Origin of the sequence: Hymenobacter properus (assembly GCF_015694735.1) — a bacterium.
Lineage (GTDB): Bacteria > Bacteroidota > Bacteroidia > Cytophagales > Hymenobacteraceae > Hymenobacter > Hymenobacter properus.
In genome coordinates, this window is the sequence record NZ_JADQDP010000004.1 from 684160 (window position 1) to 710542 (window position 26383).

The following is a 26383-nucleotide window of genomic DNA, read 5'->3' on the forward strand; positions in this document are numbered from 1 at the left end:
TAGCTTATGAACTTATTAGTAGGACAAATCGGCCACCTGAGCGTCATCGTGGCGTTTGCGGCGGCTTTGGTGGCCGCGTACGGCTACTTCCAGGCTTCGCAGGGCCGGGCGCTGGGCGAGGAAGACGCCAGTTGGCGGCGGCTGGCGCGGGGCGCGTTTTTCGTGCACGGCGTAGCCATTTTCGTGGTCATCGGGTGCTTGTTTAACATCATTCACGCCCACCGCTACGAGTACTACTACGCCTGGAGCCACAGTTCCAACCACCTGCCGGTGGAGTACATGATTTCCTGTTTCTGGGAAGGGCAGGAGGGCTCGTTTCTGCTCTGGATATTCTGGCAGGTGCTGCTGGGCTTCGGCATCATGAAATTTAACCGCCGTTGGGAGGCGCCGGTGATGGCCGTATTCAGTGGCGTGCAGCTGTTTTTGGTGAGCATGATTCTGGGCGTGGTGCTGGGCGGCGTGAAGGTGGGCTCCTCCCCCTTCATCCTGCTGCGCGAGTTCCTCACCGACCTGCCGGTGTGGAAGATGAACCCCGACTTTGTGCCCAAAGACGGCACCGGCCTCAACGCCCTGCTGCAGAACTACTGGATGGTGATTCACCCGCCCACGCTGTTTCTGGGCTTTGCGCTTACGCTAGTGCCCTTCGCCTTCGCCATTGCCGCTCTCTGGAAGCGCGAGCTGACCGCCTGGGTGAAGCCGGCCCTGCCCTGGACACTGGTGGGCGGCGGCGTGCTGGGCGTGGGCGTGGTAATGGGCGCCTATTGGGCCTACGAAACCCTGAACTTCGGCGGCTACTGGAACTGGGACCCCGTCGAAAACGCCGTGTACATTCCCTGGCTGGTACTGGTGGCCTCGCTGCACGCGCTGGTACTGTGGCAGAAGCGCCGCACCGGCCTGCGCACTGCCTTTGCGCTGGTGGTGGCCACGTTTGTACTCATTCTCTACGCCACCTTCCTCACCCGCTCGGGCGTGTTGGGCAATGCCTCGGTGCACTCCTTCACCGATTTGGGTTTGAGCGGGCAGTTGTTCATTTACCTGGCAGCCTTCGCGGTGCTGGCGGTGGCGCTGCTGATTTCGCGCTGGAAGGAGATTCCGGTGTCGCCCAAAGAGCTGACGGCTTACAACCCCGAGCTGTGGGTATTTGTAGGCGCTACAGTGCTATGTCTGGGGGCATTCCAGGTGCTGTTTACCACCAGCATTCCGGTGTATAACTCCTTTATGGGGCTGATTGGCATCAAAACCAACGTGGCCCTGCCCGCCGACCAGATTGCCCACTACTCCAAGCTGCAGCTCTGGATGGGCGTGGGCGTGGCCCTGCTCTCGGGCGTGGCCCAGATTATGTGGTGGCAGCGCAACAACCGCGAAACCGTCATCAACTCCCTCACGGCGCCCACCCTGCTGGCGCTGCTGGGCACGGCGCTGGTGGTGCTGCTGGTGCGCTACAACGGCCTCACCATCTCGGCGCCTTACGTGGTGCTCACGCTGGCGGGCCTGTTTGGGGTGCTAGCCAACTTCGGGATGATTTTCACGCTGCTGCGGCGTGGCATCCGCCTCTCGGGCGGGGCGGTGGCCCACTTGGGCATTGCCCTGATGCTGCTGGGCATCCTGGCTTCAGCGGGCTATTCCAACATCATTTCGCGAAACGTATCGGGCCTGCTGTACTCGCGGGAGTTCAGTGAGGATTTGAACCGCGACAACGTGCTGTTGTGGCGCAACGAAACCACGCCCATGCACGGCTACCAGCTTACCTACACCGGCCAGTTCTTCGAGGTGCCCGGCGTGCCCGGCTACGTAGATAAGCAGTTCCTCTACCGCACCGACGACGAGTACAAGGCCCTGGCCCGCGCGCCCATCACGGTGGACGGCAAGACGTACTACAAAACCGGCGACACGGTGAACATCCTGCCCGAAAACACTTACTACCGCATCAATTACAAGGATGCGAAGTCGGGTGAGCAGTTTGCGCTCTACCCGCGCGCGCAGGTAAACGACGAGATGGGCGGCGGCGAAGGCGGCGGCCTGCTGGCCTCGCCGGCCATCAAGAAGTTCTGGGGCCACGACATCTACACCCACGTGAGTTCGGTGCTCGACCCGCGCAAAGAGAAGCCGTGGAGCGAGGCCACCGAACACGTGCTGGCCGTGGGCGACACCATTTTCCTCAACGACTACTTCGCCGTGTTCCGGGCCATTGAGCCGGCCCACGAAACCGCCGGCCTCAACCTGCAAAAGGGCGACCTGGCCCTGCAGGCCGACATGATTGTGACCGGCGAGAAGCGCCAGTACCACGCCCACCCCGTGTTTGTGGTGCGCAACTGCATGGTGGGCCGCGTGCCCGACGAGGTGGAAGACCTCGGCGTGCGCCTTACCCTCAACGCCATCGACCCCACGGCCGGCAAGTTCACCTTCGGCGTGAGCACCACCCAGAAGGACTACGTCATCCTCAAGGCCATGGAGAAGCCCTTCATCAACCTGCTCTGGAGCGGCACCCTGCTCATGGCCCTGGGCTTTGGCCTGAGCGTGCGCCAGCGCGGCGGCAAGGGCGTGGTAGCCGAAGAAACCCCAGAAACCGAAGCCACCGAAGAAGCCGGCCGCCGCGCCGTGCGGCCCCAGCCGGTGAGCTAAGGACCTGCATCCTTGATTATCGCAAAAGCCCATCAGACTTCCGTCCGATGGGCTTTTGCCGTTTTGAACAAGCGCCGAACGGCAGTCAGGCGGGCTTCTGAAGTTTAAATATGCGTCATTCCGTAGTTTGGTAGGCTTTAGGGATAACTGCACCTGTAGGCAAGATTTTGGTACGGGCCAAAAATGCTTTAACCCTCGGTACGATTCCGAGGATGCAAAAGCGCATTAGGATAAGCATTTGCTTTTGCGCCGTTGCGAAACACCCCTTCCCTGCGGAGTACTTCTGATACGGCAAAGCCTGGTTCCAACCGGGCGCAAATGCCCCAAAAGCTTATAAGGCAGGCCAAACAAAAAGGGCCGCCCACTGGGCGGCCCTTTTGCCTTAATTGAAAGTCAGCCTCAGCTTACTTCACAATCGCAATCTGCTGCTGGGTGTACTCCTGGCCGTTGCGCACGGTGATGGAGTAGATGCCCGACTGCAGGCCCGACAGGTTCACGCTGTTTTGGAAGTTGTCCTTGGCCGTGCCCGTGTACACGCGCTGGCCCAGCATGTTGGTCACTTCCACCACCATTGCCTGCTTGGCGTTGGCACCGTGGATTTCGAGGTTGAACACACCCGTAGCAGACGGATTCGGGAACACGCTCACGGCACGCTTCAGGGCCTCCGAGGTAGCCAGCGGACCGGCCGAAATCGTGAGGTCGTCCACGGCCAGGAAGCCCGAACTGGCGGCACTGATGGCGTGGAAGCCAATGTAGTAGTTGCCGTTAGCAGGCGTGATGTCGGCCACCACCGGCGTGGTGGTGTTGTTGGCCGGACGGTACAGCGTGCTCGTGATGTTGGTGTTCGTGTAGATGGTCGTGGTCTGGCCAGCGGCCGTGGCGGCCGTGCCGTACTTCACTTCCAGGCCCTCGGGGTAACCGGCGGCGGCGCGGAAGTAGAACTGCAGGCGGTAGCGCTGCGTGTTGGTCATAGTCAGGGCCGGGGTGAAGAACCAGTCGTTGGCACCCACCGTCACGTCGGCCGAGTTATAAGAGTACACCATGGCGTTCGGGGTCGAGCGCGAGATGTTGCCCGTAGCCAGGCTGGCATCCACGGTGCCCGTGGCGCGCCAGGTGAAGCCGTCGTTGTTGCTGTCTACCACCGTGATGCCGCAGGGCAGTGCCTGACCGGCGGAAATCACGTCGAAGTTCTGGTTGTAGGGGTAGGTGCTGATAACCGGCGGCGTGCAGGCCGTGGTGATGCCCACCGGACCAGCCGGGGCGCTTTGGTCGGTAGCGCTGCAAATGGTGCGGATGTAGAACTCGTAAGCCGTGCTGCCCGACAGGCCATTCAGCGTGTAGGTAGTGCCGGTGAAGGTAGGCGTGGTGGTGCTGTTAGCACCGCCGGGCGTGAAGCCCTGCGGGCCGTACACAATCTGGTAGCCCTGAGCGCCAGCGCGGCCCGTGAACGAGAACGATACCGACGAAGACGTGCTGCCCGTGATGGTGAAGGCCGTGGGCACCAGGCAAGTAGCCGGAGCGGCGGTTTCGGCCCCGAAGGGGAATTTGAACGCGCTGCCCGAAGCCGTGGCTAGTGCCGGCGTGGGAGCGGCGGCCGTGGTAGCCGAACCCGTGAAGTAGGTGTTCGGGCGATTGGGGCTCTCGTTTTGTACGCCAAACGGGAAGAAAGGCAGCGTGCCGCTCGAAGGCGCGGTTTGGGCCATGCCGATGAGCACATCACCAGCCGGCACGTTCACCGGCGCGCTGAACGTGAAGGTGTGGAAGGTATTCACGTCGGCAGCGGTAATTACGTAGTTGGGCGAACGACCTAGTAGGGCACCCGTCGTGGCGTTGATAACTACGCCGTACACGGTTTCGCCCACCGAAGTCTTCGCGGCGCCGGCCTGGTTGCCAGCATCGCTGATGAGGGCCGTCACCGACGTGATATCGCGGGTAGCGTTCAGCGTGATTTTGGCGGCGTAATAGTTGTTAGCGCCGGCGGTGAAAACACTGCCGCCGCTGGTGGCGCCCGGCGTCTCGAACGAGAAGCGCGTGGCGCTGGTGGTCATGGGCTGGCTTGCCGTGTTGTTAGCGTTGTTGTCGTCGTTAGGCACGGTCACAGTCACGGTGTTGGCGCCTACGTTAGCCAGGCTGATGTTGGTGAAGGTCACCACCGACGTGCCGCTCACGGGCAACGAGGTCAGGGTCTGCGTCTGGGTAAAGGTGTTGGCCCCGCTGATTGTCAGCGTCACGGTCAGAGGCGAGGTAATGGCGGCGACGCCACCGTTGCGCACCACGGCGCGGATGCTGAAGGGGTTGCCCACGGGCACGGCGATGGAGCCGTAGCCTTGGATTTCATTCACGGCCACGTCGTTGTTGGCCGGAGCAGCCGTCACAGCGCCGAACGGAAACTTGTAGATGCTCTGGCCGGCTGCGGTCAGGGCTTCTACCGGAGCCGCGGCAGCCGTGGCCGAGCCACGGTAGTAAGTAGTCGGCCGGGTGGGGTCTTCGGGCTGCACGCCGAAGGGATAGTAAGGCAGGGTGCCGCTCGAAGCGGTTTGGGCCATGCCAATCAGAACGTCGCCGGCCGGCACCGTGGCCGGGGCAGTGAGGGTGAAGGTGTGGAAGACGTTAAAGTCGGCCGCCGTGATGACGTAGTTCGCCGAGCGGGCCAGTACGGCACCAGTCGTGGCGTTCACCACCACGCCGTACACGCTTTCGCCCACAGAAGTCTTGGCCGTGGCCTGGTTGCCCACGTCGGTCAGCAGAGCCGTAATGGCCGTGATGCTGCGCGGGGTGTTCAGCGTCATCTTGGTGGCGTAGAAGAAATCATCACCGGCGTTGAAGCCGCTGTTGGCAGCCAGCGCACCCGGCGTAGCGGCCGAGAACGTGGTGGCGCTGGTTTCCATGGGCTGCGACACCGAGTTGTTGCCGTTGTTGCCGTCGCTGGCCACGCTGATGGTCACCGTGTTTTGGCCGGCGTTGGGCAGCGTGATGCCCGAGAACGTGGCTACCCCCGACGCATTCGTTGCCAGCGAGGCAATGGTTTGCGTCGCGGTGTAGGTGTTGGCGCCGCTGATGGTCAGCGTCACGGCCGTACCCGTCAGGGCAGTGGTGCCCGCATTGCGCACCACGCCGCGCAGGGTGATGGGGTTGTTAGCCGGCACAATCACCGAAGCGTAGCCCTGAATGGCCGACACTGCGGCATCGTTGGCCACCGGAATGCTAAAGCGGTAAGTACGGCCCGGGTCGGGCAGCACGGTCACGCGCACGTTGTGCCCGTTGCCGGTGTAAGCGCCGGCGGCGAACACGGTACCCGACCACGGCGTGGCCGAAGCCTTGGTGCCCAGTACGGTAGCCGCTGCGTTGGAACCCTTAATGCCCACCAAACAGAACTTGGCAATGTCGGCGCTGGCAGCGCCGGGCGTGGCCGTGCCGTACACGAACTCAATCTGGTTGGAGCCTTCGTATAGCTTGGCCTGGAAGGAGAAGTTGGCGTACTGAGTACCAATGGTGCCCCGCGCCTTATCCGACACGTTTTTCCACTGAATGGTGCACACCTGGTTGGGCGAGGTGCCCGTGGTGGTCACCCGGTACTCCGTGCCGCCGGCCGAGCCGGGGCCCAGGTCCTGGTTGAAGGGCAGAATCAGGTTGGTGTCGGCGCCGTCGATGGGTCCGTTCACCGTGCTCTGGCCACCGTCGGTATACTGCGCGCCGGTCGGAGCCGTACCGCCCAGCTTGATGAAGCCGTTGGTGTTAAGCACGAAGTTGGTAAACGTCGTGCCATTGAACACGAAGTTGAAGCCGATGGGCGTAGCGGCCGAGTTGGCGTCATCGGTGTTGGCCGTGCTGATGGCGGTGCCGGTGGTGCCCAGGTCGGTGTAGGTACCGGCCGTGTTGGTGACGTTGGCAGCAGCGTAGCCCAGCTGCGCGTGCGCCGAGCCCACGGCTCCGGTCGCCAGCAACGCCGCCAAAGCCCAGTGCCGTAGGCGCGAGGTCGGCCCCGTGCGGTCGTATTGGTGGTTCATAAAAAAGGGTAAAGTGGGTGAATAAAAAACAGAAGGGGAATGAATGAAAAGCCGTGCAACCAGCTGCCCGTTTGCATGGTAGTTTTGAGGGTACAAGTTGCTAATTATTTAGCATAAAAACCTAAACAGTCCTTCCAGGTGATGTAATTCTGCTCCTTTTCATAGCGAATTAATGTGGCTTTAAGACAGCGAAGCCCCTTGTACCAAAATTTATCTTTAATGAATCCTATTCGGTTCAATTTGCGCATTGGGCTGCTGGGTGCCGGGCGGGTAGCCAATCAGTTGGGGCCGGCGTTGGCCGCTGCCGGCCATCAGCTAGCGTTCGTATGGAACCGCAGCCTTGCGGCGGCCCAAGCGCTGGCGGCCCATCTGCCCGGGGCCCAGGTGCTACCCTCCCTCGCAGCCCCGCTGCCACCCGCCGACGTGTATCTGCTGGCCGTGCCCGATGCTGCCGTGGCCCCATTGCTGGCCGCCGTATCCTGGCCCGCGGGCGCATTGGTGGTGCACTTGGCCGGGGCACTGCCGCTATCGATTTTCGAAGCCCAGCCGACCGTGCGGGGCGGGGTGCTCTATCCGCTGCAAACCTTCAGCCCCGGCAGGGCCATCGACTGGCCCACCGTGCCGCTGTGCGTCGAGGCCGGCGACCCGGCTTCGGAAACCACCCTGCTGCAATTGGCCCACAGCCTCAGTCGGCACGTGCGGCAACTCGACTCGGCCCAGCGCCTGAAGCTGCACGTGGCCGCCGTGTTTGCCAACAATTTCACCAACCACCTGTTGGGCATTGCCGATGCCTTGCTGGCCGAAGCTGCCCTGCCACCGGAATTGCTGGCCCCGCTGGTGCGCGAAACTGTGGACAAAGCCCTCGCTCACCCGCCTTTCTCGGTGCAAACCGGGCCTGCCGTGCGCCGCGACGCGCCCACGCTGGCCGCCCACGCGGCGGCGCTGGCGGCCCACCCGGCCTGGCAGGCGCTGTATGCGCAGCTCACGGCCAGCATTCAGGCGCAGCTTTGATGCCGGAGCCGGGCGGAGTACCTTTGCGGCTTCAAACGCAGCATTTTTTTCGACTTATAAGTTTCTCGTTTTGTCTGTTCCTGCCACCACCATCACCTTCCAGTTCAGCGACGGCCAGCCGGCCCAAACCCACGTGGCGGCCGCCGGCGAATCGGTGCTCGACGTGGCCCTCAACAACGGCATTCAGCTCCAGCACAACTGCGGCGGTGTGTGCGGCTGCAGCACCTGCCACATCTACGTGAACGCCGGCGGCGACGACCTGCCCGAGATTTCGGACAAGGAAGAAGACTTCATCGACCGTGCCGAGAACCCGCGCATCAACTCCCGCCTGGCCTGCCAGTGCGTGCTGGAGAAGGACATGCAGGTGACCGTCACCATCCCGCCCCAGCACTTCCTCGGGCACTAATTTTTGCAGTGTTGAATGTTGAGTTTTGAGGGTTGAATTATCGGCTCTTGCTTCTGGGCTGCAAAGTGACCTATTAAGTTAAGGTCTCAGCCTACTCCTCTTTTCATTCAACATTCAACCCTCAAAACTCAACCCTTCTAGAATGAACCACTTTGAGCCGCCCATGCACTGGGCCGACCACGAAGACATTGCCATGGCACTCTACGAGAAGTTCGGCGACGACTTCACCGAGGCCAAAATCTACCGCATCCGCTTCACCGACCTGATTGACTGGGTGTTGAGCCTGGACAATTTTGAAGGCACCCGCGAGCAGGCCAACGAAGGCCACCTGGAGCAGATTCAGGCCAAGTGGGTGTACGAGTGGCGCGATAACCAATAGCCTACGGCTCAGGTTGCCATTTGGCCCCAACCCCGGGCCACTTTCCCGCGTAAGCTGCCCTGAACCGGACGCGCCGCCCCGGTTCAGGCCTTGCCGTCGCCTTTACCCGGCAGTTATTCCACCTTTCCATTTTTAGTTGTTTTTGCATGAAAACCGGCACCATCAAATTTTTTAACGAGGCCAAAGGCTATGGCTTCGTCACCGACGACGAAACCAAACAGGATTTCTTCGTTCACGTAACCGGCCTTAACGGCCTCACGGTGCAGCAAAACGACCGGGTGGAATTCGACACGCAGGAAGGCCGCAAAGGCATCAACGCCGTAAACGTGCGCAAAATCTGAGTTTTGCCGCTTCCAAACTGGCGGAATCTTCCGCCTCAAAAGCTTCTCCCAGCCGGAGAAGCTTTTTTATTGCCCGCCGCGGGCGAAATGGCGCGGGGCCGCCGGTTTCCCCGACCTTTGCACCTCGCTGCCCCGCCCATGAACCCGCCCCTGCCCAAGCCGCCATCGCCTGCCGCTGCCCCGGCCCCGTCCGCGCCGGAGCGGCTGCGCACGGCCCTGCCCACGCTGGTGCGCTGGCCCAACCTGCTCATTATGCTGCTGTGCATGGCGCTGGTGCGGGCGGGCCTGCTGCTGCCGGGCACGCCGCTGCGCGAGTCGCTGCTCGATTGGCGCTTCGGAGCACTGGTGCTGGCGGCCCTGCTGGTGGCGGCGGCGGGCTACATCATCAACGACTATTACGACGTGAAAATTGACGCCATCAACCGGCCCGACCGGCTGGTGGTGGGGCGGGTGGTGAACCGCCGCAAGGCCATGCTGGCCCACATGCTGCTGAGCGGCGCCGGGGTGCTGCTGGCCGGCTGGCTGCATCCAGTCCTGGGGCTGGTCACGCTGGGCACGGCGCTGCTGCTGTGGGGCTATTCGGCGCGCTTCAAGCGGGTGGCACTGGTGGGCAATGCCAGCATTGCCACGCTCACGGCGGCACTGGTGCTGCTGCCCGAGCTGCAGTGGCAGCTGGCCCGCCACGACAGCCACAGCGTGGTATGGCCCTACGCGCTGGCCGCCTTCCTGCTAACCATGGTGCGCGAGATTGTGAAAGACATTGAAGACATGCGCGGCGACGCCCAGCACGGCTGCCGCACGCTGCCGCTCGTGTGGGGCGTGGCCCGCACCAAGTGGGTGACGGGCTTTTTCCTGGCCTGCCTGGCGTTGCTCACTCTGGGCGCTACGGCGCGCTTGTTCATGAGCGGGCACTGGCCGCTAGGCACTTGGCTGGCGCTCCTGGTGTTGCTGCCCATGGCTCAGCTGGCGCGTCTGCTCCTGCGGGCCGACCGACGCCGGCATTTTCATGCGCTGAGCACGTTGTGCAAGGGCATTATGCTGGCGGGCGTGCTGAGCATGGCGCTGGCGGGCACGGTGTGATTCTCCTTACTACTTGCTTGTTGTTAGTTGTCAGCGCTAACAGCTTCTCCATTTTGGCTAACAGCTGACCGCGTGCAGCTAATTACTTTAATGAAATATCGTCACCTCTTCTTCGACCTCGACCACACGCTGTGGGACTTTGAGAAAAATGCCAACGACACGCTCCACACGCTGTACGAGCGGCATGACTTCGCGCGGTTTGGCACTTTCACGGCGGAAGAATTTATCCAGGTCTATAGCGACATTAACCACGCGCTGTGGCGCATGTACCAGAGCGGCAAAATCAAACAGGCCCAGCTGCGCGAGGTACGGTTCACGCGCACGCTTACCCGGCTGGGTGTGCCCGATGACCAGATTCCGGCTAACATTTCGGATGAGTTCACCGACCTGCTGCCGTTGAAGTCGGCCGTGTTTCCCTACACCCACGAGGTGCTCGACTACCTGAAGACCAAGTATCGCCTGCACCTCATTACCAACGGCTTCAACGACATCCAGGCTATCAAGCTGGCGTCGTCGAACCTAGCGCACTACTTTGAGGCTGTAATTACCTCGGAGCACAGCGGCCACCTCAAGCCTGACCCGCGCATGTTTGCCCACGCGCTGGCTCACACCGGCGCCACCGCTGCCGAAAGCCTGATGATTGGCGATAACCTGGAATGCGATGTGCTCGGCGCTTGCAATGCCGGCATCGACCAGGTGTACTTCAACCCCGACAAGCGCCGCCACTTCGCCCAAACCACGCACGAAATCAGCTGCCTGAGCGAGTTGAAAGACATTTTGTAAGCCATCTGTCATCCTGAGCGTAGCGAAGGACCTTATCTTGTTTGAACGGTTCGCAGTAATTGAATCGATGCAAACGTGATAAGGTCCTTCGCTGCGCTCAGGATGACAGGCGCCACCCAAGCACCAACATGATTCAGCTCATTGGCCTTTCCGGCCGCCGGGGCAGCGGCAAAGACACCGTGGCCCGCATTCTACAACAGCTCCAGCCCGAGCGCCAGTGGCAGATTCGCTCCTTCGGCGACTCCATCAAATCCGTCTGCGCCGCCCTCACGGGCGAGGACGTGGCCCCCTACTACACCCAGCGCGGCAAGGCCGAGTTGGTGCCCACCTTCCGCCGCACGCGGGGCGAGATGCTGCAGCAGGTGGGCAGCGCCCTGCGCGCCTGGGAGCCGCTGGTGTGGGTCGATGCCTTTTTTGCCGGCCTGCCGGCCGATGCATTCGTGCTGGTGCCCGATGTGCGCTTCGCCAACGAGGCCGACCCCATCCGGGCCCGCGGCGGCCTCATGCTGCGCGTGGAGGGCGACCCCCTGCACCAGCGCGGCGACGGCACCCGCGACGACAACCACCCCAGCGAAACCGCCATGGACGACTACCCGCATTTCGATGCTGTGCTGCACAACACTGGCTCGCGCGAGGACCTCATGCAGCAGGTGCAGGCGCTGCTGGGGCGGCTGTAATGGCTTGGGCTGCTTATGCTAATTTCTAAGTCTTTCGCTTGGTCCATAAGCATTATCTGGCTGCTGTGCCTACTGGTTTCCATCCTGACGGAATTGACGCCATTGGAATTCGCTCCCCTATGGGTTGGCAATCCTGTTCATTGGGTGGTTTGGGGCTTTGCTTTTCCTGTTTCGGGACTATTGCAAGTGCAGCTAAAGCAGCTTCGTCGGGTGTGGGTATTCATGCCCAAAATGCTTTGGGGAGGTGTGCTACTCATACAGATGTTATGGGCAGCTGCTTTATTCGTGTACAGGTTTCCTCACATTTTACAGCGCAATTTTTGGCGCGATGCGCGGGCGCCATTCGAATATGTATTTGCCAAGCAAGAACAGTGGTCGAGAAGTAAACCTGAATATCGACAAGGGTTGTTGCGTGTCAGAAGGCAATGGCTATGGCATCCCACATACGGGTATAGTCGCCGACGACGGGTTGCTATAGCGCCTATAGTGCCCGGTTTAATATGGGCTACGCCTATTTCAGGCGATAGTATTCTTTCAAAGCCGTGGCAAGTTGTTGATACCACTGGGGAGTATTTACTACGCCACACAGGCTATTGAAGAATTGGAAGAAGACTACCCAAGCTACCTTTGCCCTCTCCCACCCCAACCCTTCCCAAAACCTAACCCGAAACCCTATGGCCACTGGCTTTTTCAACGTCCCCCCTCCCGTCAACGAACCCGTTAAAGGCTACGCGCCCGGCTCCAAGGAGCGGCTCGAGCTGCAGCAGCAGCTCAAGAGCCTGCGCGGGCTGGAGCTTGATATCCCTATGTACATCGGCGGCCAGAAGGTGCGCACCGGCAAGCTGGAGCGCATTGCGCCGCCTCACGACCACCAGCGCACCATCGGCCACTTTCACATGGGCGATGCCAGCCACGTGACGCTGGCCATCGATGCTGCCCTGGCCGCCCGCACCGCCTGGGCCGCGCTGCCCTGGGAGCACCGCGCCGCCGTGTTTCTCAAAGCCGCCGACCTGCTGGCTGGCCCCTACCGCGCCCGCATCAACGCGGCCACCATGCTGGGCCAGAGCAAGAACGCCTTCCAGGCCGAAATCGATGCCGCTTGCGAGCTGATTGATTTCTTCCGCTTCAACGTGTACTTCATGCAGGAAATCTACAAGCAGCAGCCCGAGAGCCTGCCCGGCATGTGGAACCGCTTGGAGCAACGCCCGCTGGAAGGCTTCGTGTTCGCCCTCACGCCCTTCAACTTCACCTCTATTGCCGGCAACCTGCCCTCCTCGGCGGCCATGATGGGCAACGTGGTGGTATGGAAACCCGCCAACACCCAAATCTACTCGGCCCAGGTGCTGATGGAGCTGTTCAAGGAAGCCGGCGTGCCCGATGGCGTCATTAACCTAGTTTATGTAGACGGCCCCACGGCCGGCGACGTCATTTTCTCGCACCGCGACTTTGCCGGCATCCACTTCACCGGCTCCACCGGCGTGTTCAACGGCATCTGGAAAACCATCGGCCAGAACATTGCCAACTACAAGTCCTACCCCCGCATTGTGGGCGAAACCGGTGGCAAAGACTTCATCCTGGCCCACCGCTCGGCCCACGCCAAGGCGGTGGCCGTGGGCATCTCGCGCGGTGCCTTCGAATACCAGGGCCAGAAATGTTCGGCCGCTTCGCGCGTGTACCTGCCCTCCAACCTGGCCGATGAAATCCTGGGCTATGTGAAGGAAGACCTCGCTTCGTTCAAGATGGGCGACGTAGAGGATTTTGGCAATTTCATCAACGCCGTGATTGACGAGAAGTCGTTCGACAAGCTTGCCAAGTACCTCGACGGTGCCAAAGCTGACCCCAACGCCGAAATCATTGCCGGCGGTGGCTACGACAAGTCGAAAGGTTACTTCATCGAGCCCACCGTCATTCGTGCCACAGACCCCAAGTACGTGACCATGTGCGAGGAACTGTTCGGCCCCGTGGTAACGGTATTCGTGTACGACGCCGACAAATTCGAGGAAACCCTGGAACTGGTAGACAGCACTTCGCCCTACGCCCTCACCGGCGCCGTGTTCGCGCAAGACCGGTACGCCATCGACCTGGCCTCGAAGAAGCTGGTGCACGCCGCCGGCAACTTCTACATCAACGACAAGCCCACTGGCGCGGTGGTGGGCCAGCAGCCCTTCGGCGGCGCCCGCGCCTCCGGCACCAACGACAAGGCCGGCTCCATGCTGAACCTGCTGCGTTGGGTGTCGCCCCGTGCCATCAAGGAAACCTTCGTGCCTGTCACCGATTACCGCTACCCCTTCCTCGGCTCCGAGCCGGCGGAGGATTTGAACCGCGACAAAGGTTTGTAAGCAAAAAGGCCCGCATCCTCCGATGCGGGCCTTTTTTATTCTTTGGCATCGGGGTGCATGCTCATCTGCGTCACGGCCGTGTCTTCGCACAGCCGAATGGCTCGGACCACACCGAATGCCTGAAGTGGTTCAAGCCGCCTCCGGCCCATCGCCCAGCTGCGACTGAATAGCCCGTATTTCGCCGCTGTCCAGCGGCTTGTGAATCAGCCCCGCTACCAACTCATACTCCTTCGACTTCTCCAAATCACTCAGTGCCAAAGACGAGGTGAGAATGTAGATGGAGCAGCTACCACGCAATTCCTCCTCGTAGGGCGCCAGCGCGTCCAGAAATTGCCAGCCGTTCATCTCAGGCATGTTCAGGTCGAGAAAAACCACCTGGGGCACCTGGTTTTCCCTTGCTCGAATCAGCAGCTTGTCCAGGGCTTTTTTGGCCGACTGGAAGGTGCAGATGGTATTGGAAAAGCCCTCGGCGCGCAACAACTGCTCGGTGAGGTAGATGGCGAGGTAGTCATCGTCAATGAGGTAGGTTTTCATCTGCTGCAGGCTTGAAGTGGATGGTAAATTCGGTGCCCACGTTCACCTGGCTCCGAACCGAAATGTGCCCGCCCATGGCTTCTACGTGGGCCTTTACCAAAAACAGCCCGATGCCACGGCCCACAGCGGCGCTATGGAAACGGCGGTAAAGCTGAAAAACGTGCGGGCTCGCCTTCTCCAGGTCGAAACCCGAGCCGTTGTCGCGCACGGTAATGGTCAGGCTGCCATCAGGTACCTCACTTGCAGCCACATCAATCTGCAAGGGCCGCGCGTCAGAGCGGTACTTGATGGCGTTAGAAATCAGGTTGTAAAAGATGCTGTGGAAATATGCCCGGCTGCCCGCCACCCGCAAGCCTTCCGTAATGGCGTTGTGCAAGTGGCCGCCGCAGGCTTGCAGTGCCTCTTGCAAGCCCTCCAACGCCAGCTGGCACACCGCTGCCAGTGCCACCGGCTCGGGCCGATACCCCGCCTGTGTGTCGCGCAGCGAAAGAATGTCGTTGACATCCGTCATCACTTGGTCCAGCTGCTGCAAGCTGGTGCGCAGGTGCTGCACCGAAGTATCATACGCTTCGGAGTCTTTATCGAGCCGCGTCAGCAAATCCGTAAAGCCCAACGCATTGGCCAGCGGAGCTCGCAGGTTGTGCGACACGATGTAAGCAAATTGCTGCAAATCGGAATTTTGCTGCATGAGCCGCTCCGTCAGCAAGCGTTGCTGCTCTTCGGCGTGCTTTTCCTTGGTCAGGTCGTGCACCACACCCACCAGCTGGGAGCAGCGGCCGGCTTCGTCGAACACGGGCGCCACGCTCACTTCACCCGTCACGCGGCCCGTGGGGTAATCAGAAACCTCTTGCCACACCACTCGCTCCCGGGTAGTGGCAGCCTCCTGGTATTTCGTCAGCACCAGGCTGAGGGATGGCTCGGGAATGACTTCACGCACCTCCCGGCCCACTACTTTATCTACCGGCACACCGGTGGCTTTCTCAAACGCTTTATTGGCGAAAATGAAGCGGTACCGACCATCCGGTTCTACGCTCAGCACAAACGTTACGTCGGCAATCGTATTGAAGATAACAGACAACTGATGCTCCCGCTTCGCTAGGTCCGCGTACGTCAACGTCGATTCAGGAGCAGGTTTGGCGCTTGGCGGCATGGGATGGTATTGTTATACAAAGTCGCAGCGCGAAAGCTGCCGAAACGGTATTGTTAAGTTAATCTACGGAATAAATTCTACTTAACCTCAACAAATCACAGCGCTGCATACAGGTTCAATTCTCCAACATAGCATCCGATTTAGATTACGTCGGGCTACTCATTCATCGTTGCCACGCTTTGCACATTGAGTACGTAGTAGATGGTCGAGCTTGCCTTGCTCTGGTCGCGGCTTACTGTTTCGCCCCAACATTGCGCCCCAACCCCGTGGGCGCTACCTTTGCCCTTCAGCGCCCGTGAGGCCTGTTTGCTATATAATTGACTCCTATGTACCTAGCCCTGCCGGCTGCCAATTATCAGCCTTCCGACTATCTCCCCATTGTCATTCAGTTCGGCCTGGCGCTGGCTTTTGTGGCCTTCGCCATGATTGTTTCGCACCTACTGGGCCCCAAGCGCACCAGCCAGGTCAAGAACGAGTCGTTCGAGTGCGGCATCGAGTCCGTGGGCAATGCCCGCACCCCCATTTCGGTGAAGTACTTCCTCACGGCCATCGTGTTTGTGCTGTTCGACGTAGAGGTTATTTTCATGTACCCGTGGGCCGTGAACTTCCGCGCCCTGGGCCGCGCCGGTTTCATCGAGATGCTGGTGTTTATGGCCCTGCTGCTGGCCGGCTTCTTCTACATCATCAAAAAGGGCATTCTGCGCTGGAACGAAGAGCCTTCGCGGCAAACTTTCGCCGCCGCGCCGATGTTGGAAAACCGGCCCGCCCAAGTAGCGAAGGCCGCGTAATTCTTAGTGATTAGTGGTTAATGGTTAGCGTTTAATACGGCCATCAACTCACCACTAATCACTATCCGCTAACCACTGACGACTTATCATGGCTGATAATAGAGTTCCTGAGATTAAAACGGTCGAGGCGCCCGAGGGCATTGAGGGCGCCGGCTTTTTTGCTACTTCGCTGGAGAAGGTAGTGGGCATTGCCCGAGCCAACTCGCTCTGGCCCCTGCCCTTCGCCACGTCCTGCTGTGGCATCGAGTTTATGGCCACCATGGGCTCGCACTACGACATTTCGCGCTTTGGTTCCGAGCGCCCGAGCTTCTCGCCCCGCCAGGCCGACTTGCTGATGGTGATGGGTACCATTGCCAAGAAAATGGCACCCATCGTAAAGCAGGTGTACGAGCAGATGGCCGAGCCCCGCTGGGTGCTGGCCATGGGCGCCTGCGCCTGCTCGGGCGGCATTTTCGATTCCTACTCGGTGCTGCAGGGCATCGACCGCATCATCCCGGTCGACGTGTACGTGCCCGGCTGCCCACCCCGCCCCGAGCAGGTGCTCGACGGCTTGCTCCGCGTGCAGGACCTGGCCAAAAACGAATCCTTCCGCCGCCGCAACGCGCCTGAGTATCAGGCCCTGCTGGCGTCTTACAACATCAAGTAATTGACTGGTTTTCGGTTGGTTGTTTTTGATTTTTGGACACTTGCGTGACCATCCGGAAACAACCAACCAGAACCGAAACCCAGAATACATGTCCCCTCAGGAATCCGCTGCTGCTCCCGAAGCACCCGTTGCCGAAGACCCGATAAAGGCCCAAAACGCGAAAGTGCTGGCGCTGCTGCACCGCCTCTTTGGCGAGGCCACCTTTACCGATGTGCACGAGCCCCACGGCCTGCTGACGGTGACCACTACGCGGGAGAAAATCCACGACATCATTGCCGGCCTGCAGCAGGACCAGGAAATCAAGTTTCATTTCCTGACCACTATGTGCGGCATCAACTACCCGGAGAACGAGGGCCAGGAGTTGGGCATGATTTACCACCTGCATAGCCTGACGCAGAACATCCGCTTGCGGATTAAAATTTTCTTCCCCATCGCCGACCCGGTGGTGCCGACGCTGACCGACCTCTACAACACCGCCAACTGGATGGAGCGCGAGGCCTACGATTTCTTCGGCATCATCTTCACCGGCCACCCCAATCTCATTCGCATCCTCAACGTGGAGGACATGGACTACCACCCGATGCGCCGCGAATACCCGGTGGAAGACGGTACCCGCGAAGACAAAACCGACCTGTTTTTCGGCCGCTAGGCCTTTTGTCATGCGCCCATCTGTCATCCTGAGCTTGCGAAGGACCTTATGACGACAGCACGGCGCAGTATTTAACTAATTACTGTAACTCGTTCCAGCTTGATAAGGTCCTTCGCAAGCTCAGGATGACAGACGACAAATACGACAAGAATTAAAAATGGCAGTAAACGACACGCTGGAAGGCACCCACAAGATTCAGGAAGAGGCCGCCGCCCAGCGCCCCGGCCAGCTCATGCCCATCCTCAACGACTTCAGCCAGGAGCTGACGACGCTGAACCTGGGCCCCACGCACCCCGCCACGCACGGCATTTTCCAGAACATCCTGCAAATGGATGGCGAGCGAATTGTGTCGGGCGTGCCCACCATCGGCTACATCCACCGCGCCTTCGAGAAGCTGGCCGAGCGCAAGCCGTTCTATCAGATTACCACCCTCACCGACCGGATGAACTACTGTTCGTCGCCCATCAACAATCTGGGCTGGCACATGACGGTGGAGAAGCTGCTCGGCGTGACCGTACCGAAGCGCGCGCAGTACATCCGGGTGATTATGATGGAGTTGGCCCGCATTGCCGACCACCTCATCTGCAACTCGATTCTGGGTGTGGACACCGGCGCTTTCACGGGCTTCCTCTACGTGTTCCAGGAGCGCGAGAAGATTTACGAAATCTACGAGGAGGTGTGCGGCGCCCGCCTCACCACCAACATGGGCCGCGTAGGCGGCATGGAGCGCGACCTCTCGCCCGTGGCCCTGCAAAAGCTGCGCGACTGGCTGAAAAGCTTCCCGGCGGTGATGAAGGAGTTTGAATCCATGTTCACCCGCAACCGCATTTTCATGGACCGCGTGGTGAACGTGGGCCCGATTTCGGCGGAAAAGGCTTTGAGCTACGGCTTTACTGGTCCCAACCTGCGGGCTGCCGGCGTCGACTACGACGTGCGCGTGATGAACCCGTATTCGAGCTACGAGGACTTCGAGTTTGACATTCCGGTGGGCACCAACGGCGACACCTACGACCGGTTCCTGGTGCGCAATGAGGAAATCTGGCAGAGCCTGCGCATCATCAACCAGGCCCTCGACAACCTGCCCGACGGCCCATACCACGCCGACGCCCCCCACTACTACCTGCCTACCAAGCCCGAAGTGTACAAGAACATGGAGGCGCTGATTTATCACTTCAAAATCGTGATGGGCGAAATTGATGCGCCCGTGGGCGAGGTGTACCACTCAGTGGAAGGCGGCAACGGCGAGCTAGGTTTCTATCTGATTTCGGACGGAGGCCGCACGCCTTACCGCCTGCACTTCCGCCGGCCCTGCTTCATCTATTATCAGGCTTACCCCGAGATGGCCGTGGGCACGACGCTGTCGGACGCCATTGTCATTCTCTCGTCCATGAACGTCATCGCCGGCGAGCTGGACGCTTAGTTTTTGTTGAAATTGACTGCTATGGAGCCGACCACCGCGCCCACCAAACCGCAATTCTCCCCTGCTGCCCAGGCGGAAATCAAGCGCCTGCTCACGCACTATCCGGAAGACCGGAGCAAGTCGGCCCTGCTGCCGATTCTGCACATCGCGCAAGCCGAGTTCGGCGGCTGGGTGAGCCCCGAGGTGCAGGACCTGGTTGCTGAAACGCTGAACATCAAGCCGATTGAGGTGTACGAGGTAGCCACGTTCTACACCCAGTACAACCTGAAGCCGGTAGGCAAGCACGTGCTGGAAATCTGCCGCACGGGCCCCTGCATGCTGCGTGGCTCCGACGAGTTGACTGAGCACCTGGAGCGCATCACCGGCGCCAAAGTGGGCGGCACCTCGCCCGACGGTACCTTCACATTGAAAGAAGTTGAGTGCCTGGCCGCCTGCGGCTTTGCCCCCATCGTGCAGGTGCGCGAGAAATACTACGAGCAGCTCGACACCCCCGAAGCGGTGGACGCCATGCTGAACGAATTGAAGAGCCTGTTGCACCGCCCCATTCTGCCTTGGGAGGAAAACAGCACTTTGCCGAACTCGCTGAAGAATTACTAAAAGCTGGCCATCAGCACAACGCTTACCACTATGGGCCGCAAGCTATTAACTGAACATATCGACGTCGAGGGCATCAACACCTTCGAAGTGTACCGCAAGCACGGCGGCTACCGCTCCGTGGAAAAGGCGCTCAAAACCATGACGCCCGACGAAGTGGTAGAAGAAGTAAAGAAGTCGGGCCTGCGCGGCCGCGGCGGCGCGGGTTTTCCCACGGGCATGAAGTGGAGCTTCCTGGCCAAGCCTGAGGGCGTGCCGCGCTACCTCGTGTGCAACGCCGACGAATCGGAGCCCGGCACCTTCAAGGACCGGCACCTGATGTCGCGCCTGCCCCACCTGCTCATCGAGGGCATGATTACGGGTAGCTACGCCCTGGGCGCGCGCACCAGCTACATCTACATCCGCGGCGAGTTGTTGTACGTGCTGCGCATTTTGGAAAAAGCAATTGCCGAAGCCTACGCCGCCGGTTTTCTGGGCGAGAACATCCTCGGCTCGGGCTACTCCCTGGATTTGCACGTGCACCCCGGCGCCGGCGCCTACATCTGCGGCGAGGAAACCGCGCTGCTGGAGTCGCTGGAAGGCAAGCGCGGCAACCCGCGCAACAAGCCGCCGTTCCCAGCCGTGCAGGGCCTCTACGCCCGCCCCACGGTGGTGAATAACGTAGAAACCATCGCAGCCGTGGTGCCCATCATCAACGAGGGTGGCGACGAGTACGCCAAGCTCGGTGTGGGCAAGAGCACCGGCACCAAGCTGATTTCGGCTTGCGGCCACCTAAATAAGCCAGGCATCTACGAAATCGAGTTGGGGGTTCCCGTTGAGGAATTTATCTACTCCGACGAGTACTGCGGCGGCATTTGGAAAGGGCGTGACCTCAAGGCCGTAGTGGCTGGTGGTTCGTCGGTGCCGATTCTGCCGAAAGAACTGATTCTGAAAACCGCGGCCGGTGAAAACCGCCTGATGACGTACGAGTCGCTGAGCGACGGCGGCTTCGTGACGGGTACCATGCTCGGTTCCGGTGGTTTCATTGCGATGGACGAAACGACGTGCATCGTGAAGAACACCTGGAACTTCTCGCGCTTCTACCATCACGAAAGCTGCGGGCAGTGCTCGCCCTGCCGCGAGGGCACCGGCTGGCTGGAGAAGGTGTTGCACCGTTTGGAGCACGGCCACGGCTCGATGCACGACATCGACCTGCTGGTGAGCGTAGCCAAGCAGATTGAGGGCAACACCATCTGCCCGCTGGGCGAAGCGGCCGCTTGGCCGGTAGCCGCCGCCGTGCGCCACTTCCGTCACGAGTTTGAGTGGCACGTGACCAACCCCAAAGAAGCTACGGCTCCCGGCGCGGCCTACCGCGGCACGGCCGTGCTGGCTTAATATCCTTGACGATTATCCTCCCATACAATGGCTAAAATAACATTCGACGGCATTGAGGTAGAGGTTCCGGACGGCACCACTATCCTGAACGCGGCCCGCCAAATCGGCGGGGGCGTGGTGCCGCCCGCCATGTGCTACTATACTCCTTTGAAAGGCTCGGGCGGCAAGTGCCGTGCCTGCCTGGTGAAGGTATCGGCCGGCTCGGCCAAAGACCCGCGGCCCATGCCCAAGCTGGTGGCCTCGTGCATCACCACGGTGCAGGACGGCATGGTGGTGGAAAATACCATCAACCAGCAGGTGCTCGACGTGCGCAAAGGCATCGTGGAGATGCTGCTCATCAACCACCCGCTCGACTGCCCGGTGTGCGACCAGGCCGGCGAGTGCAGCCTGCAGGATTTTGCCTTCGAGCACGGCGTGAGCACTACCCGCTACGAGGAAGAGCGCCGCACCTTCGAGAAAATCGACATCGGCCCGCTCATTCAGCTGCACATGACGCGCTGCATCCTGTGCTACCGCTGCGTGTACACGGCCAACCAGATTACCGACAACCGCGTGCACGGCGTGCTGGGCCGCGGCGATGCCGCCGAAATCGGTACCTACATCGAAAACATCATCGACAACGACTTCTCGGGCAACGTGATTGACGTGTGCCCGGTGGGCGCCCTCACCGATAAGACGTTCCGCTTCAAGCAGCGCGTGTGGTTCACCAAGCCAGTGAATGCGCACCGCAACTGCTCGCACGAGAAGTGCGAAGGCCGCGTAACGCTGTGGTACAAAGGCAAGGACGTACTGCGCGTAACTGCCCGCAAGGATGAGTACGGCGAGGTGAAGGAGTGGATTTGCAACGAGTGCCGCTTCGACAAGAAAGAAACGGCTGACTGGGTGCTCGAAGGCCCGGCGCACATCAACCGCGCCTCGGTTATCGCCCAAAACCACTACGAATTGCCGGTGGTGAACCCGCAGGTGATTCAGGACCTGCCCGAAAGCACCACCCGCGAATTGGAACGCAACCCGCCGTTGAAACTAGGCGGCCTGAATGGATAATTAGCCCGACACTACATAGAACGTCATGCCGAGCATAGCCGAGGCATCTTGCTTGCCGCGGGAATTCAACCGTGGCAACGATTCGAGCGAGATGCCTCTACTCCGCTCGGCATGACACAAGCTACTCCCCTATGACTCTCGAAACCCTGGGCTGGCAAGGCCTCGTCATTCTGGTCGTTTTTGGCCTGTCGCTGCTCATTGCCACTTACTGCACCTACGCCGAGCGCGTGATTGCCGCCTTCCTGCAAGACCGGGTGGGGCCCGACCGCGCCGGCCCCTTCGGCCTGGCGCAGCCGCTGGCCGATGCCGTGAAGATGTTCACCAAGGAAGAATTCTTCCCCGCCGGGGCCAACCGGGCGTTGTTCATCTTCGGCCCCTGCTTGGCCATGATTACGGCCCTGATGTCGTCGGCCGTGATTCCGTTCGGCAACTTCCTGCAGTTCGGCAGCACCGTGGTGCACTTGCAGGGCATTGAAATCAATGTTGGGATGCTGTACGTGTTCGGCATTGTGTCGCTGGGCGTGTACGGCATCATGATTGGCGGCTGGGCCTCAAACAACAAATTTTCGCTGCTGGGCGCCATCCGGGCTGCCTCGCAAAACATCAGCTACGAACTGGCTATGGGCCTGGCCCTGATTGCGGTGCTGATGATGTCGGGCACGCTGTCGCTGCGCGAAATCACCCTGCAGCAGTCGGTGGCCGGCGAGTGGCATTTCTGGAACGTGGTGAAGCAGCCGCTGGGCTTCATCATCTTCATCGTCTGCGCTTTTGCCGAAACCAACCGCACGCCCTTCGACTTGCCCGAGTGCGAAACTGAACTGGTAGGCGGCTACCATACCGAGTACAGCTCGATGAAGCTGGGCCTGTACCTGTTTGCCGAGTACATCAACGTGTTTGTGGCTTCGGCCGTGATGAGCGTGCTCTACTTCGGCGGCTTCAACTTCCCCTTCCAGTATGAGCTGCGCGACTGGCTGGTGAGCAGCCGCGGCATGGAACTGGTGACGGCCCAGAACATCATCACCATTCTCGGAGCGGTGGGCGTGTTCCTGAAAATCTTCGCCTTCATTTTCTTCTTCATGTGGGTGCGCTGGACGCTTCCGCGCTTCCGCTACGACCAGCTGATGCGCCTGGGCTGGACCATCCTCATTCCCCTGGCCATCTTCAACATCCTGCTGACGGGCGGCCTGATTACGTTCGGCGTAATTAAATAACCTATATGGAATCCTTAAGCAAACGCGCCAAAGTCCTGACCAAAAAGCCGATGACGCTGGCTGAGCGGGCTTACCTGCCGGCCATCTTCCAAGGCTTGTCGATTACGATGCAGCACTTTTTCCGGGCTGCTACCAAGAAACAAGTTACCATTCGTTACCCCGAGGAGACACGCCCCTTCTCGCCCGTGTTTCGCGGACTGCACGTGCTGAAGCGCGACGAGAAAGGTCGGGAGCGCTGCACGGCCTGTGGCCTGTGCGCCGTGGCCTGCCCCGCCGAAGCCATTACGATGGTGGCCGGCGAGCGTAAGAAGGGCGAGGAAGGGCTTTACCGCGAGGAGAAATACGCGGTGAGCTACGAAATCAACATGCTGCGCTGCATTTTCTGCGGCCTGTGCGAAGAAGCCTGCCCGAAAGCCGCTGTGTACCTGCAAGCCGATAAAATGGCCCCGCCGCGCTTCGAGCGCGACGAGTTCATCTACGGCAAGGACCGGCTGGTGGAGCCCGTCTCGCCGGACTTGCGTTCGAAGCGTGGCATTCAGCTCACGCCCGAGCAGGCCGCTACGCTGCGCACGCAAACGGCTTAATACGCCTGTCATGCTGACGAAGGAAGCATCTTATCACCGCTCCCTTCATCAGCATATGTTAATCCCTGCGGCGAAAGCGTGATAAGATGCTTCGCTCGCTCAGCATGACACTTAAATGTCTCCTCTCTTCCTCTTTCTCTCGTTCGTGGCCCTTCTGAGTGCATTGGGCGTGGTACTGGCCAAAAACCCGGTACACAGCGTCCTGTTCCTCATCCTCACGTTCTTCACGCTTTCGGGCCACTACCTGCTGCTCAATGCGCAGTTTCTAGCAGCGGTGAACATCATCGTGTATGCCGGGGCCATTATGGTGCTATTCCTGTTCGTGATTATGTTCCTGAACCTGAACGAGGATACGGAGCCCCACAAGCCAGCCCTGGCTAAGTTTGCGGCCGCCATTGCCGGCGGCTCCCTGCTGCTGATTCTAGTGGCGGCGCTGCGCAACGTGAGCCCCGCGGGCTACGACCCGGCCAATTTCGATTCGCAGATTGGCATGGTGGACCGGCTGGGCATGGTGCTGTTCCGCGACTACGCGCTGCCGTTTGAGTTGGCGTCGGTGCTACTGCTGGCCGCCATGGTCGGCTCGGTGATGCTGGGTAAGCGCGAAACGGGCGAGCGGAATTTTTAAGCGCAAGCAACAACCTGTATTACAAGCGGCAACTGAGATTTCAGCTGCCGCTTTTTTTTATGCGCTACTGCTAACTTGCTGGCAACAACTGAACGTCTACCAATCATCTTTTTCTATGTTTCTCCAGAATATCTTCAAGCCGAAAGCAAAAGAAATTGTCGCTGGCCCTGAAGAAGTCGGGAGCCTGGGCGTGAGGTATCTAAAGCATTTCTGGTCAACGGTGCTGGCCAAGCGCAATGGAGTATTCGTGGAGCAAACTGAGCGAGACTGGCGCCTCGATAATTTGCTTCTGAATGGCTTGGGCTTGTCCCTTGAAGAAACTCTGCAATACCTAATGAACTCCGCTCCGGGTTTTCCGGAGTTTGAAGGCTGGATTCTGGACAAGCATCAGGGAAAGCTCGACCCGCTGGATGTGGCCCGGCTCAACAGTGTATTGTCCGGTCAGCCCTATCCGGAAGGCTTACAGGAAAGCCTGCGCGACATAGAGCAAATGGAGGACGTGCTGAGCGCCCAGGATTTGGCTTTCTGGGACGAGCATGGCTACGTAATCGTGCGGGCGGCGGTGTCTAAAGAGCAAGCACGGGCTACGGAAGATGCCGTTTGGGAAAAGCTAGGGATGAACCCGCAAGACCCGGCCACGTGGTATCAAAAAGCCATTGGCAAAGGAATGATGATGGATTTTTATCATCATCCTACCCTGCGGGCCAACAGGCAGTCGAAACGAATTCAAAAAGCTTTTGCCCAGCTCTGGCAAACCGGCGACCTTTGGAAAACCACCGACCGCACCAGCTTCAACCCACCCGAGACGGACAACTACATGCACCAGGGCACGCCCCTGCACTGGGATATGAGCCTGGAACCGCCTTTTCACTTTGGCACCCAAGGCCTGCTCTACCTCTGCGACACACCCGCCCACCAGGGCGCTTTTAGCTGCGTGCCGGGCTTCCATCGGCGGCTGGAAAGCTGGCTGGCCGGCCTGCCCGCCGGCACCGACCCGCGCCGCGTGAATTTGCAGGCGCAGGTTGTACCCATTGCCGCCGAAGCTGGCGACTTTGTTATCTGGCACCACATGCTGCCGCACGGCAGCAGCCCCAACCACGGCACCTACCCGCGCATTGTGCAGTACCTGAACATGTACCCGGTCGAGTTTAAAGAAAATATGGCTTGGCGATAGCCAATAGACCATTTTGTGTTTTAAAACAGCTGTGCCGAACCTTGCGGGTTCGGCACGGCTGTTTTAGCCTAGCATTATTGATAGCAACCTTATTTATCGAATAGAATTATTAACAAGCAGCGGCTTAATTATAGGAAACCGTAGTAGCGGTGGTATTGGTCTGGGCCACTACGGTGGCGCGCATAGACATGGAACGATAGGTAGCAACCCGCATCTTGTGTACCGGCGAGGCGGTCAGCTGCACTTGCATCAGGGAAGCAGCAAGGGCGCTCCAGAACAGAAAAACGGCGGCGAAGATGTACAGCTTAGACATGTATGCGGGGCTTGAAGTGTTTAACTGATACAAACCTACTAGGTGGGGGCACGGCCGGATTTTGAGCTTCGTCTAACTGGGTCCGTTGTTCGTTAAGTCTTGCTGATTGCCCGGCGAACGATTCTAGATATGGGGTCAATTTTTACTCTCATAGAGGAGCTTATATTTTTGAGCAAGTGTAAAGACCGATAAGTGCTTTTGCTGTAGCGTTAAATAAAAAGCGGCGACGGATGCATCCGTCGCCGCTTCTGTTTCTAAGATTTCTACTTCTTATCCAAGTGGACGCGCAGACGCTCAGTGGTGTTGTCGGTTTGCTCGAAAATGCCGGCTATAGCTTTGCTAATTAATTATATCAGCTTTTTTATAGCTTCTCAAAGCCTCTTCAATATACCTAGATGAATGGTCGAGACCACCGATTACTATGCCTTCCATATGTCGACGAGTCTGACGTTCGAGGATATATATGGTAGCCATGCTCCCCGCTTTGCCCGCGTACACACTTCCTAGCCGTAGCGTGATTTGGTTCCACGGCAGATGCCCTAGTTTCGGCGTCCAAAATCCAGTAGGTCCAAATTGCAAATGAGGCGTTCTACTCGTCATCTGCCGCCAACCCATTATGCAAAAAAAGGCCG

The 26383-nt window shown here is 59.8% G+C and carries 23 protein-coding genes and 1 pseudogene; 20 read left to right on the forward strand and 4 right to left on the reverse strand.

All coding sequences use genetic code 11. From position 1 onward, the window contains the following. Window positions 1-6: 6 nt before the first annotated feature. A complete protein-coding gene (gene ccsA / locus I2I01_RS19435) occupies window positions 7-2622 on the forward strand; it encodes a cytochrome c biogenesis protein CcsA (protein WP_196288159.1) in 2616 nt (871 codons plus the stop codon). A 404-nt stretch (window positions 2623-3026) separates the two neighbouring features. On the opposite strand, the gene I2I01_RS19440 is transcribed toward ccsA, so the two are convergent. Further along, a complete protein-coding gene (locus tag I2I01_RS19440; protein ID WP_196288160.1) occupies window positions 3027-6629 on the reverse strand; it encodes a T9SS-dependent choice-of-anchor J family protein in 3603 nt (1200 codons plus the stop codon). Window positions 6630-6848: 219 nt separating this feature from the next. Between I2I01_RS19440 and I2I01_RS19445 the strand changes: the two genes are divergently transcribed. From I2I01_RS19445 to pruA, 8 genes are all read left to right on the forward strand, one after another. Then, a complete protein-coding gene (locus I2I01_RS19445; RefSeq protein WP_196288161.1) occupies window positions 6849-7640 on the forward strand; it encodes a Rossmann-like and DUF2520 domain-containing protein in 792 nt (263 codons plus the stop codon). Window positions 7641-7710: 70 nt separating this feature from the next. After that, on the forward strand, window positions 7711-8046 hold the full coding sequence (locus I2I01_RS19450; RefSeq protein WP_211538048.1) for a 2Fe-2S iron-sulfur cluster-binding protein: 336 nt from the start codon (window positions 7711-7713) through the stop codon (window positions 8044-8046). Window positions 8047-8188: 142 nt separating this feature from the next. Then, on the forward strand, window positions 8189-8425 hold the full coding sequence (iscX, locus tag I2I01_RS19455) for a Fe-S cluster assembly protein IscX (protein WP_196288163.1): 237 nt from the start codon (window positions 8189-8191) through the stop codon (window positions 8423-8425). Window positions 8426-8571: 146 nt separating this feature from the next. Further along, window positions 8572-8766, forward strand: a complete 195-nt coding sequence (locus I2I01_RS19460) for a cold-shock protein (RefSeq protein ID WP_196288164.1) — start codon at window positions 8572-8574, stop codon at window positions 8764-8766. A 138-nt stretch (window positions 8767-8904) separates the two neighbouring features. Next, entirely contained in the window at window positions 8905-9846 is a 942-nt protein-coding gene (locus tag I2I01_RS19465) for a geranylgeranylglycerol-phosphate geranylgeranyltransferase (RefSeq protein WP_196288165.1), read from the forward strand. Between the two features lie 90 nt (window positions 9847-9936). Further along, complete coding sequence (locus I2I01_RS19470) at window positions 9937-10629, forward strand: YjjG family noncanonical pyrimidine nucleotidase (protein WP_196288166.1); 693 nt, start codon at window positions 9937-9939, stop codon at window positions 10627-10629. A gap of 128 nt (window positions 10630-10757) precedes the next feature. Then, complete coding sequence (locus I2I01_RS19475) at window positions 10758-11306, forward strand: nucleoside/nucleotide kinase family protein (RefSeq protein WP_196288167.1); 549 nt, start codon at window positions 10758-10760, stop codon at window positions 11304-11306. A gap of 674 nt (window positions 11307-11980) precedes the next feature. Next, on the forward strand, window positions 11981-13645 hold the full coding sequence (gene pruA / locus I2I01_RS19480) for an L-glutamate gamma-semialdehyde dehydrogenase (RefSeq protein ID WP_196288168.1): 1665 nt from the start codon (window positions 11981-11983) through the stop codon (window positions 13643-13645). A gap of 129 nt (window positions 13646-13774) precedes the next feature. Here the strand turns inward: pruA and I2I01_RS19485 are convergent, their stop codons facing one another. Both I2I01_RS19485 and I2I01_RS19490 read right to left on the reverse strand, forming a co-directional pair. Next, the gene (locus I2I01_RS19485) at window positions 13775-14179 is read right to left on the reverse strand and encodes a response regulator (protein WP_196288169.1); all 405 of its coding nucleotides are present in this window, start codon (window positions 14177-14179) and stop codon (window positions 13775-13777) included. Further along, window positions 14160-15329 carry a sensor histidine kinase gene (locus I2I01_RS19490; RefSeq protein ID WP_196288170.1) on the reverse strand — a complete coding sequence of 390 codons (1170 nt, stop codon included), beginning with the start codon at window positions 15327-15329 and terminating at the stop codon, window positions 14160-14162. The genes I2I01_RS19485 and I2I01_RS19490 overlap by 20 nt, the downstream gene beginning before the upstream one ends. Before the next feature lie 326 nt (window positions 15330-15655). Between I2I01_RS19490 and I2I01_RS19495 the strand changes: the two are divergent. The 11 genes and pseudogenes from I2I01_RS19495 to I2I01_RS19545 all read left to right on the forward strand — a co-directional run. Beyond that, a pseudogene (locus tag I2I01_RS19495) lies at window positions 15656-16036 on the forward strand (NADH-quinone oxidoreductase subunit A); the annotation flags it as partial. 169 nt (window positions 16037-16205) lie between these two features. Then, window positions 16206-16763, forward strand: a complete 558-nt coding sequence (locus I2I01_RS19500) for an NADH-quinone oxidoreductase subunit B (RefSeq protein WP_211538049.1) — start codon at window positions 16206-16208, stop codon at window positions 16761-16763. 88 nt (window positions 16764-16851) lie between these two features. After that, complete coding sequence (locus tag I2I01_RS19505) at window positions 16852-17412, forward strand: NADH-quinone oxidoreductase subunit C (protein WP_196288172.1); 561 nt, start codon at window positions 16852-16854, stop codon at window positions 17410-17412. 232 nt (window positions 17413-17644) lie between these two features. Further along, entirely contained in the window at window positions 17645-18832 is a 1188-nt protein-coding gene (locus I2I01_RS19510) for an NADH-quinone oxidoreductase subunit D (protein ID WP_230679225.1), read from the forward strand. A 21-nt stretch (window positions 18833-18853) separates the two neighbouring features. Then, window positions 18854-19429 carry an NADH-quinone oxidoreductase subunit NuoE family protein gene (locus tag I2I01_RS19515; RefSeq protein WP_196288174.1) on the forward strand — a complete coding sequence of 192 codons (576 nt, stop codon included), beginning with the start codon at window positions 18854-18856 and terminating at the stop codon, window positions 19427-19429. Between the two features lie 30 nt (window positions 19430-19459). Continuing rightward, window positions 19460-20800, forward strand: coding sequence for an NADH-quinone oxidoreductase subunit NuoF (gene nuoF / locus I2I01_RS19520; protein WP_196288175.1), 1341 nt, complete (start codon window positions 19460-19462; stop codon window positions 20798-20800). 27 nt (window positions 20801-20827) lie between these two features. Beyond that, window positions 20828-21844, forward strand: a complete 1017-nt coding sequence (locus I2I01_RS19525; RefSeq protein ID WP_196288176.1) for a 2Fe-2S iron-sulfur cluster-binding protein — start codon at window positions 20828-20830, stop codon at window positions 21842-21844. Window positions 21845-21975: 131 nt separating this feature from the next. After that, window positions 21976-23055, forward strand: a complete 1080-nt coding sequence (gene nuoH, locus I2I01_RS19530) for an NADH-quinone oxidoreductase subunit NuoH (protein ID WP_196288177.1) — start codon at window positions 21976-21978, stop codon at window positions 23053-23055. Between the two features lie 5 nt (window positions 23056-23060). Continuing rightward, on the forward strand, window positions 23061-23639 hold the full coding sequence (locus I2I01_RS19535; protein WP_196288178.1) for a NuoI/complex I 23 kDa subunit family protein: 579 nt from the start codon (window positions 23061-23063) through the stop codon (window positions 23637-23639). Between the two features lie 115 nt (window positions 23640-23754). Then, window positions 23755-24264 (forward strand): NADH-quinone oxidoreductase subunit J family protein, encoded by a 510-nt coding sequence (locus I2I01_RS19540; protein ID WP_196288179.1) that lies wholly within the window; start codon window positions 23755-23757, stop codon window positions 24262-24264. Between the two features lie 334 nt (window positions 24265-24598). Continuing rightward, complete coding sequence (locus I2I01_RS19545; protein ID WP_196288180.1) at window positions 24599-25438, forward strand: phytanoyl-CoA dioxygenase family protein; 840 nt, start codon at window positions 24599-24601, stop codon at window positions 25436-25438. A gap of 124 nt (window positions 25439-25562) precedes the next feature. On the opposite strand, the gene I2I01_RS19550 is transcribed toward I2I01_RS19545, so the two are convergent. Then, on the reverse strand, window positions 25563-25751 hold the full coding sequence (locus I2I01_RS19550; protein WP_196288181.1) for a hypothetical protein: 189 nt from the start codon (window positions 25749-25751) through the stop codon (window positions 25563-25565). Window positions 25752-26383 lie beyond the last annotated feature (632 nt).

Excerpts from the sequence above, each read along its gene's own strand:
- ccsA (WP_196288159.1), top strand. The coding sequence starts at position 7 with ATGAACTTATTAGTAGGACAAATCGGCCACCTGAGCGTCATCGTGGCG.
- I2I01_RS19445 (WP_196288161.1), top strand. The coding sequence starts at position 6,849 with ATGAATCCTATTCGGTTCAATTTGCGCATTGGGCTGCTGGGTGCCGGG.
- I2I01_RS19505 (WP_196288172.1), top strand. The coding sequence starts at position 16,852 with ATGTCCCCTCAGGAATCCGCTGCTGCTCCCGAAGCACCCGTTGCCGAA.
- I2I01_RS19535 (WP_196288178.1), top strand. The coding sequence starts at position 23,061 with ATGGAATCCTTAAGCAAACGCGCCAAAGTCCTGACCAAAAAGCCGATG.
- I2I01_RS19470 (WP_196288166.1), top strand. The coding sequence starts at position 9,937 with ATGAAATATCGTCACCTCTTCTTCGACCTCGACCACACGCTGTGGGAC.
- I2I01_RS19460 (WP_196288164.1), top strand. The coding sequence starts at position 8,572 with ATGAAAACCGGCACCATCAAATTTTTTAACGAGGCCAAAGGCTATGGC.
- I2I01_RS19465 (WP_196288165.1), top strand. The coding sequence starts at position 8,905 with ATGAACCCGCCCCTGCCCAAGCCGCCATCGCCTGCCGCTGCCCCGGCC.
- I2I01_RS19475 (WP_196288167.1), top strand. The coding sequence starts at position 10,758 with ATGATTCAGCTCATTGGCCTTTCCGGCCGCCGGGGCAGCGGCAAAGAC.
- I2I01_RS19440 (WP_196288160.1), bottom strand. The coding sequence starts at position 6,629 with ATGAACCACCAATACGACCGCACGGGGCCGACCTCGCGCCTACGGCAC.
- I2I01_RS19500 (WP_211538049.1), top strand. The coding sequence starts at position 16,206 with ATGGCTGATAATAGAGTTCCTGAGATTAAAACGGTCGAGGCGCCCGAG.
- I2I01_RS19515 (WP_196288174.1), top strand. The coding sequence starts at position 18,854 with ATGGAGCCGACCACCGCGCCCACCAAACCGCAATTCTCCCCTGCTGCC.
- I2I01_RS19550 (WP_196288181.1), bottom strand. The coding sequence starts at position 25,751 with ATGTCTAAGCTGTACATCTTCGCCGCCGTTTTTCTGTTCTGGAGCGCC.
- iscX (WP_196288163.1), top strand. The coding sequence starts at position 8,189 with ATGAACCACTTTGAGCCGCCCATGCACTGGGCCGACCACGAAGACATT.
- nuoF (WP_196288175.1), top strand. The coding sequence starts at position 19,460 with ATGGGCCGCAAGCTATTAACTGAACATATCGACGTCGAGGGCATCAAC.
- I2I01_RS19525 (WP_196288176.1), top strand. The coding sequence starts at position 20,828 with ATGGCTAAAATAACATTCGACGGCATTGAGGTAGAGGTTCCGGACGGC.
- I2I01_RS19490 (WP_196288170.1), bottom strand. The coding sequence starts at position 15,329 with ATGCCGCCAAGCGCCAAACCTGCTCCTGAATCGACGTTGACGTACGCG.
- nuoH (WP_196288177.1), top strand. The coding sequence starts at position 21,976 with ATGACTCTCGAAACCCTGGGCTGGCAAGGCCTCGTCATTCTGGTCGTT.
- I2I01_RS19540 (WP_196288179.1), top strand. The coding sequence starts at position 23,755 with ATGTCTCCTCTCTTCCTCTTTCTCTCGTTCGTGGCCCTTCTGAGTGCA.
- I2I01_RS19485 (WP_196288169.1), bottom strand. The coding sequence starts at position 14,179 with ATGAAAACCTACCTCATTGACGATGACTACCTCGCCATCTACCTCACC.
- I2I01_RS19545 (WP_196288180.1), top strand. The coding sequence starts at position 24,599 with ATGAACTCCGCTCCGGGTTTTCCGGAGTTTGAAGGCTGGATTCTGGAC.
- I2I01_RS19510 (WP_230679225.1), top strand. The coding sequence starts at position 17,645 with ATGCCCATCCTCAACGACTTCAGCCAGGAGCTGACGACGCTGAACCTG.
- pruA (WP_196288168.1), top strand. The coding sequence starts at position 11,981 with ATGGCCACTGGCTTTTTCAACGTCCCCCCTCCCGTCAACGAACCCGTT.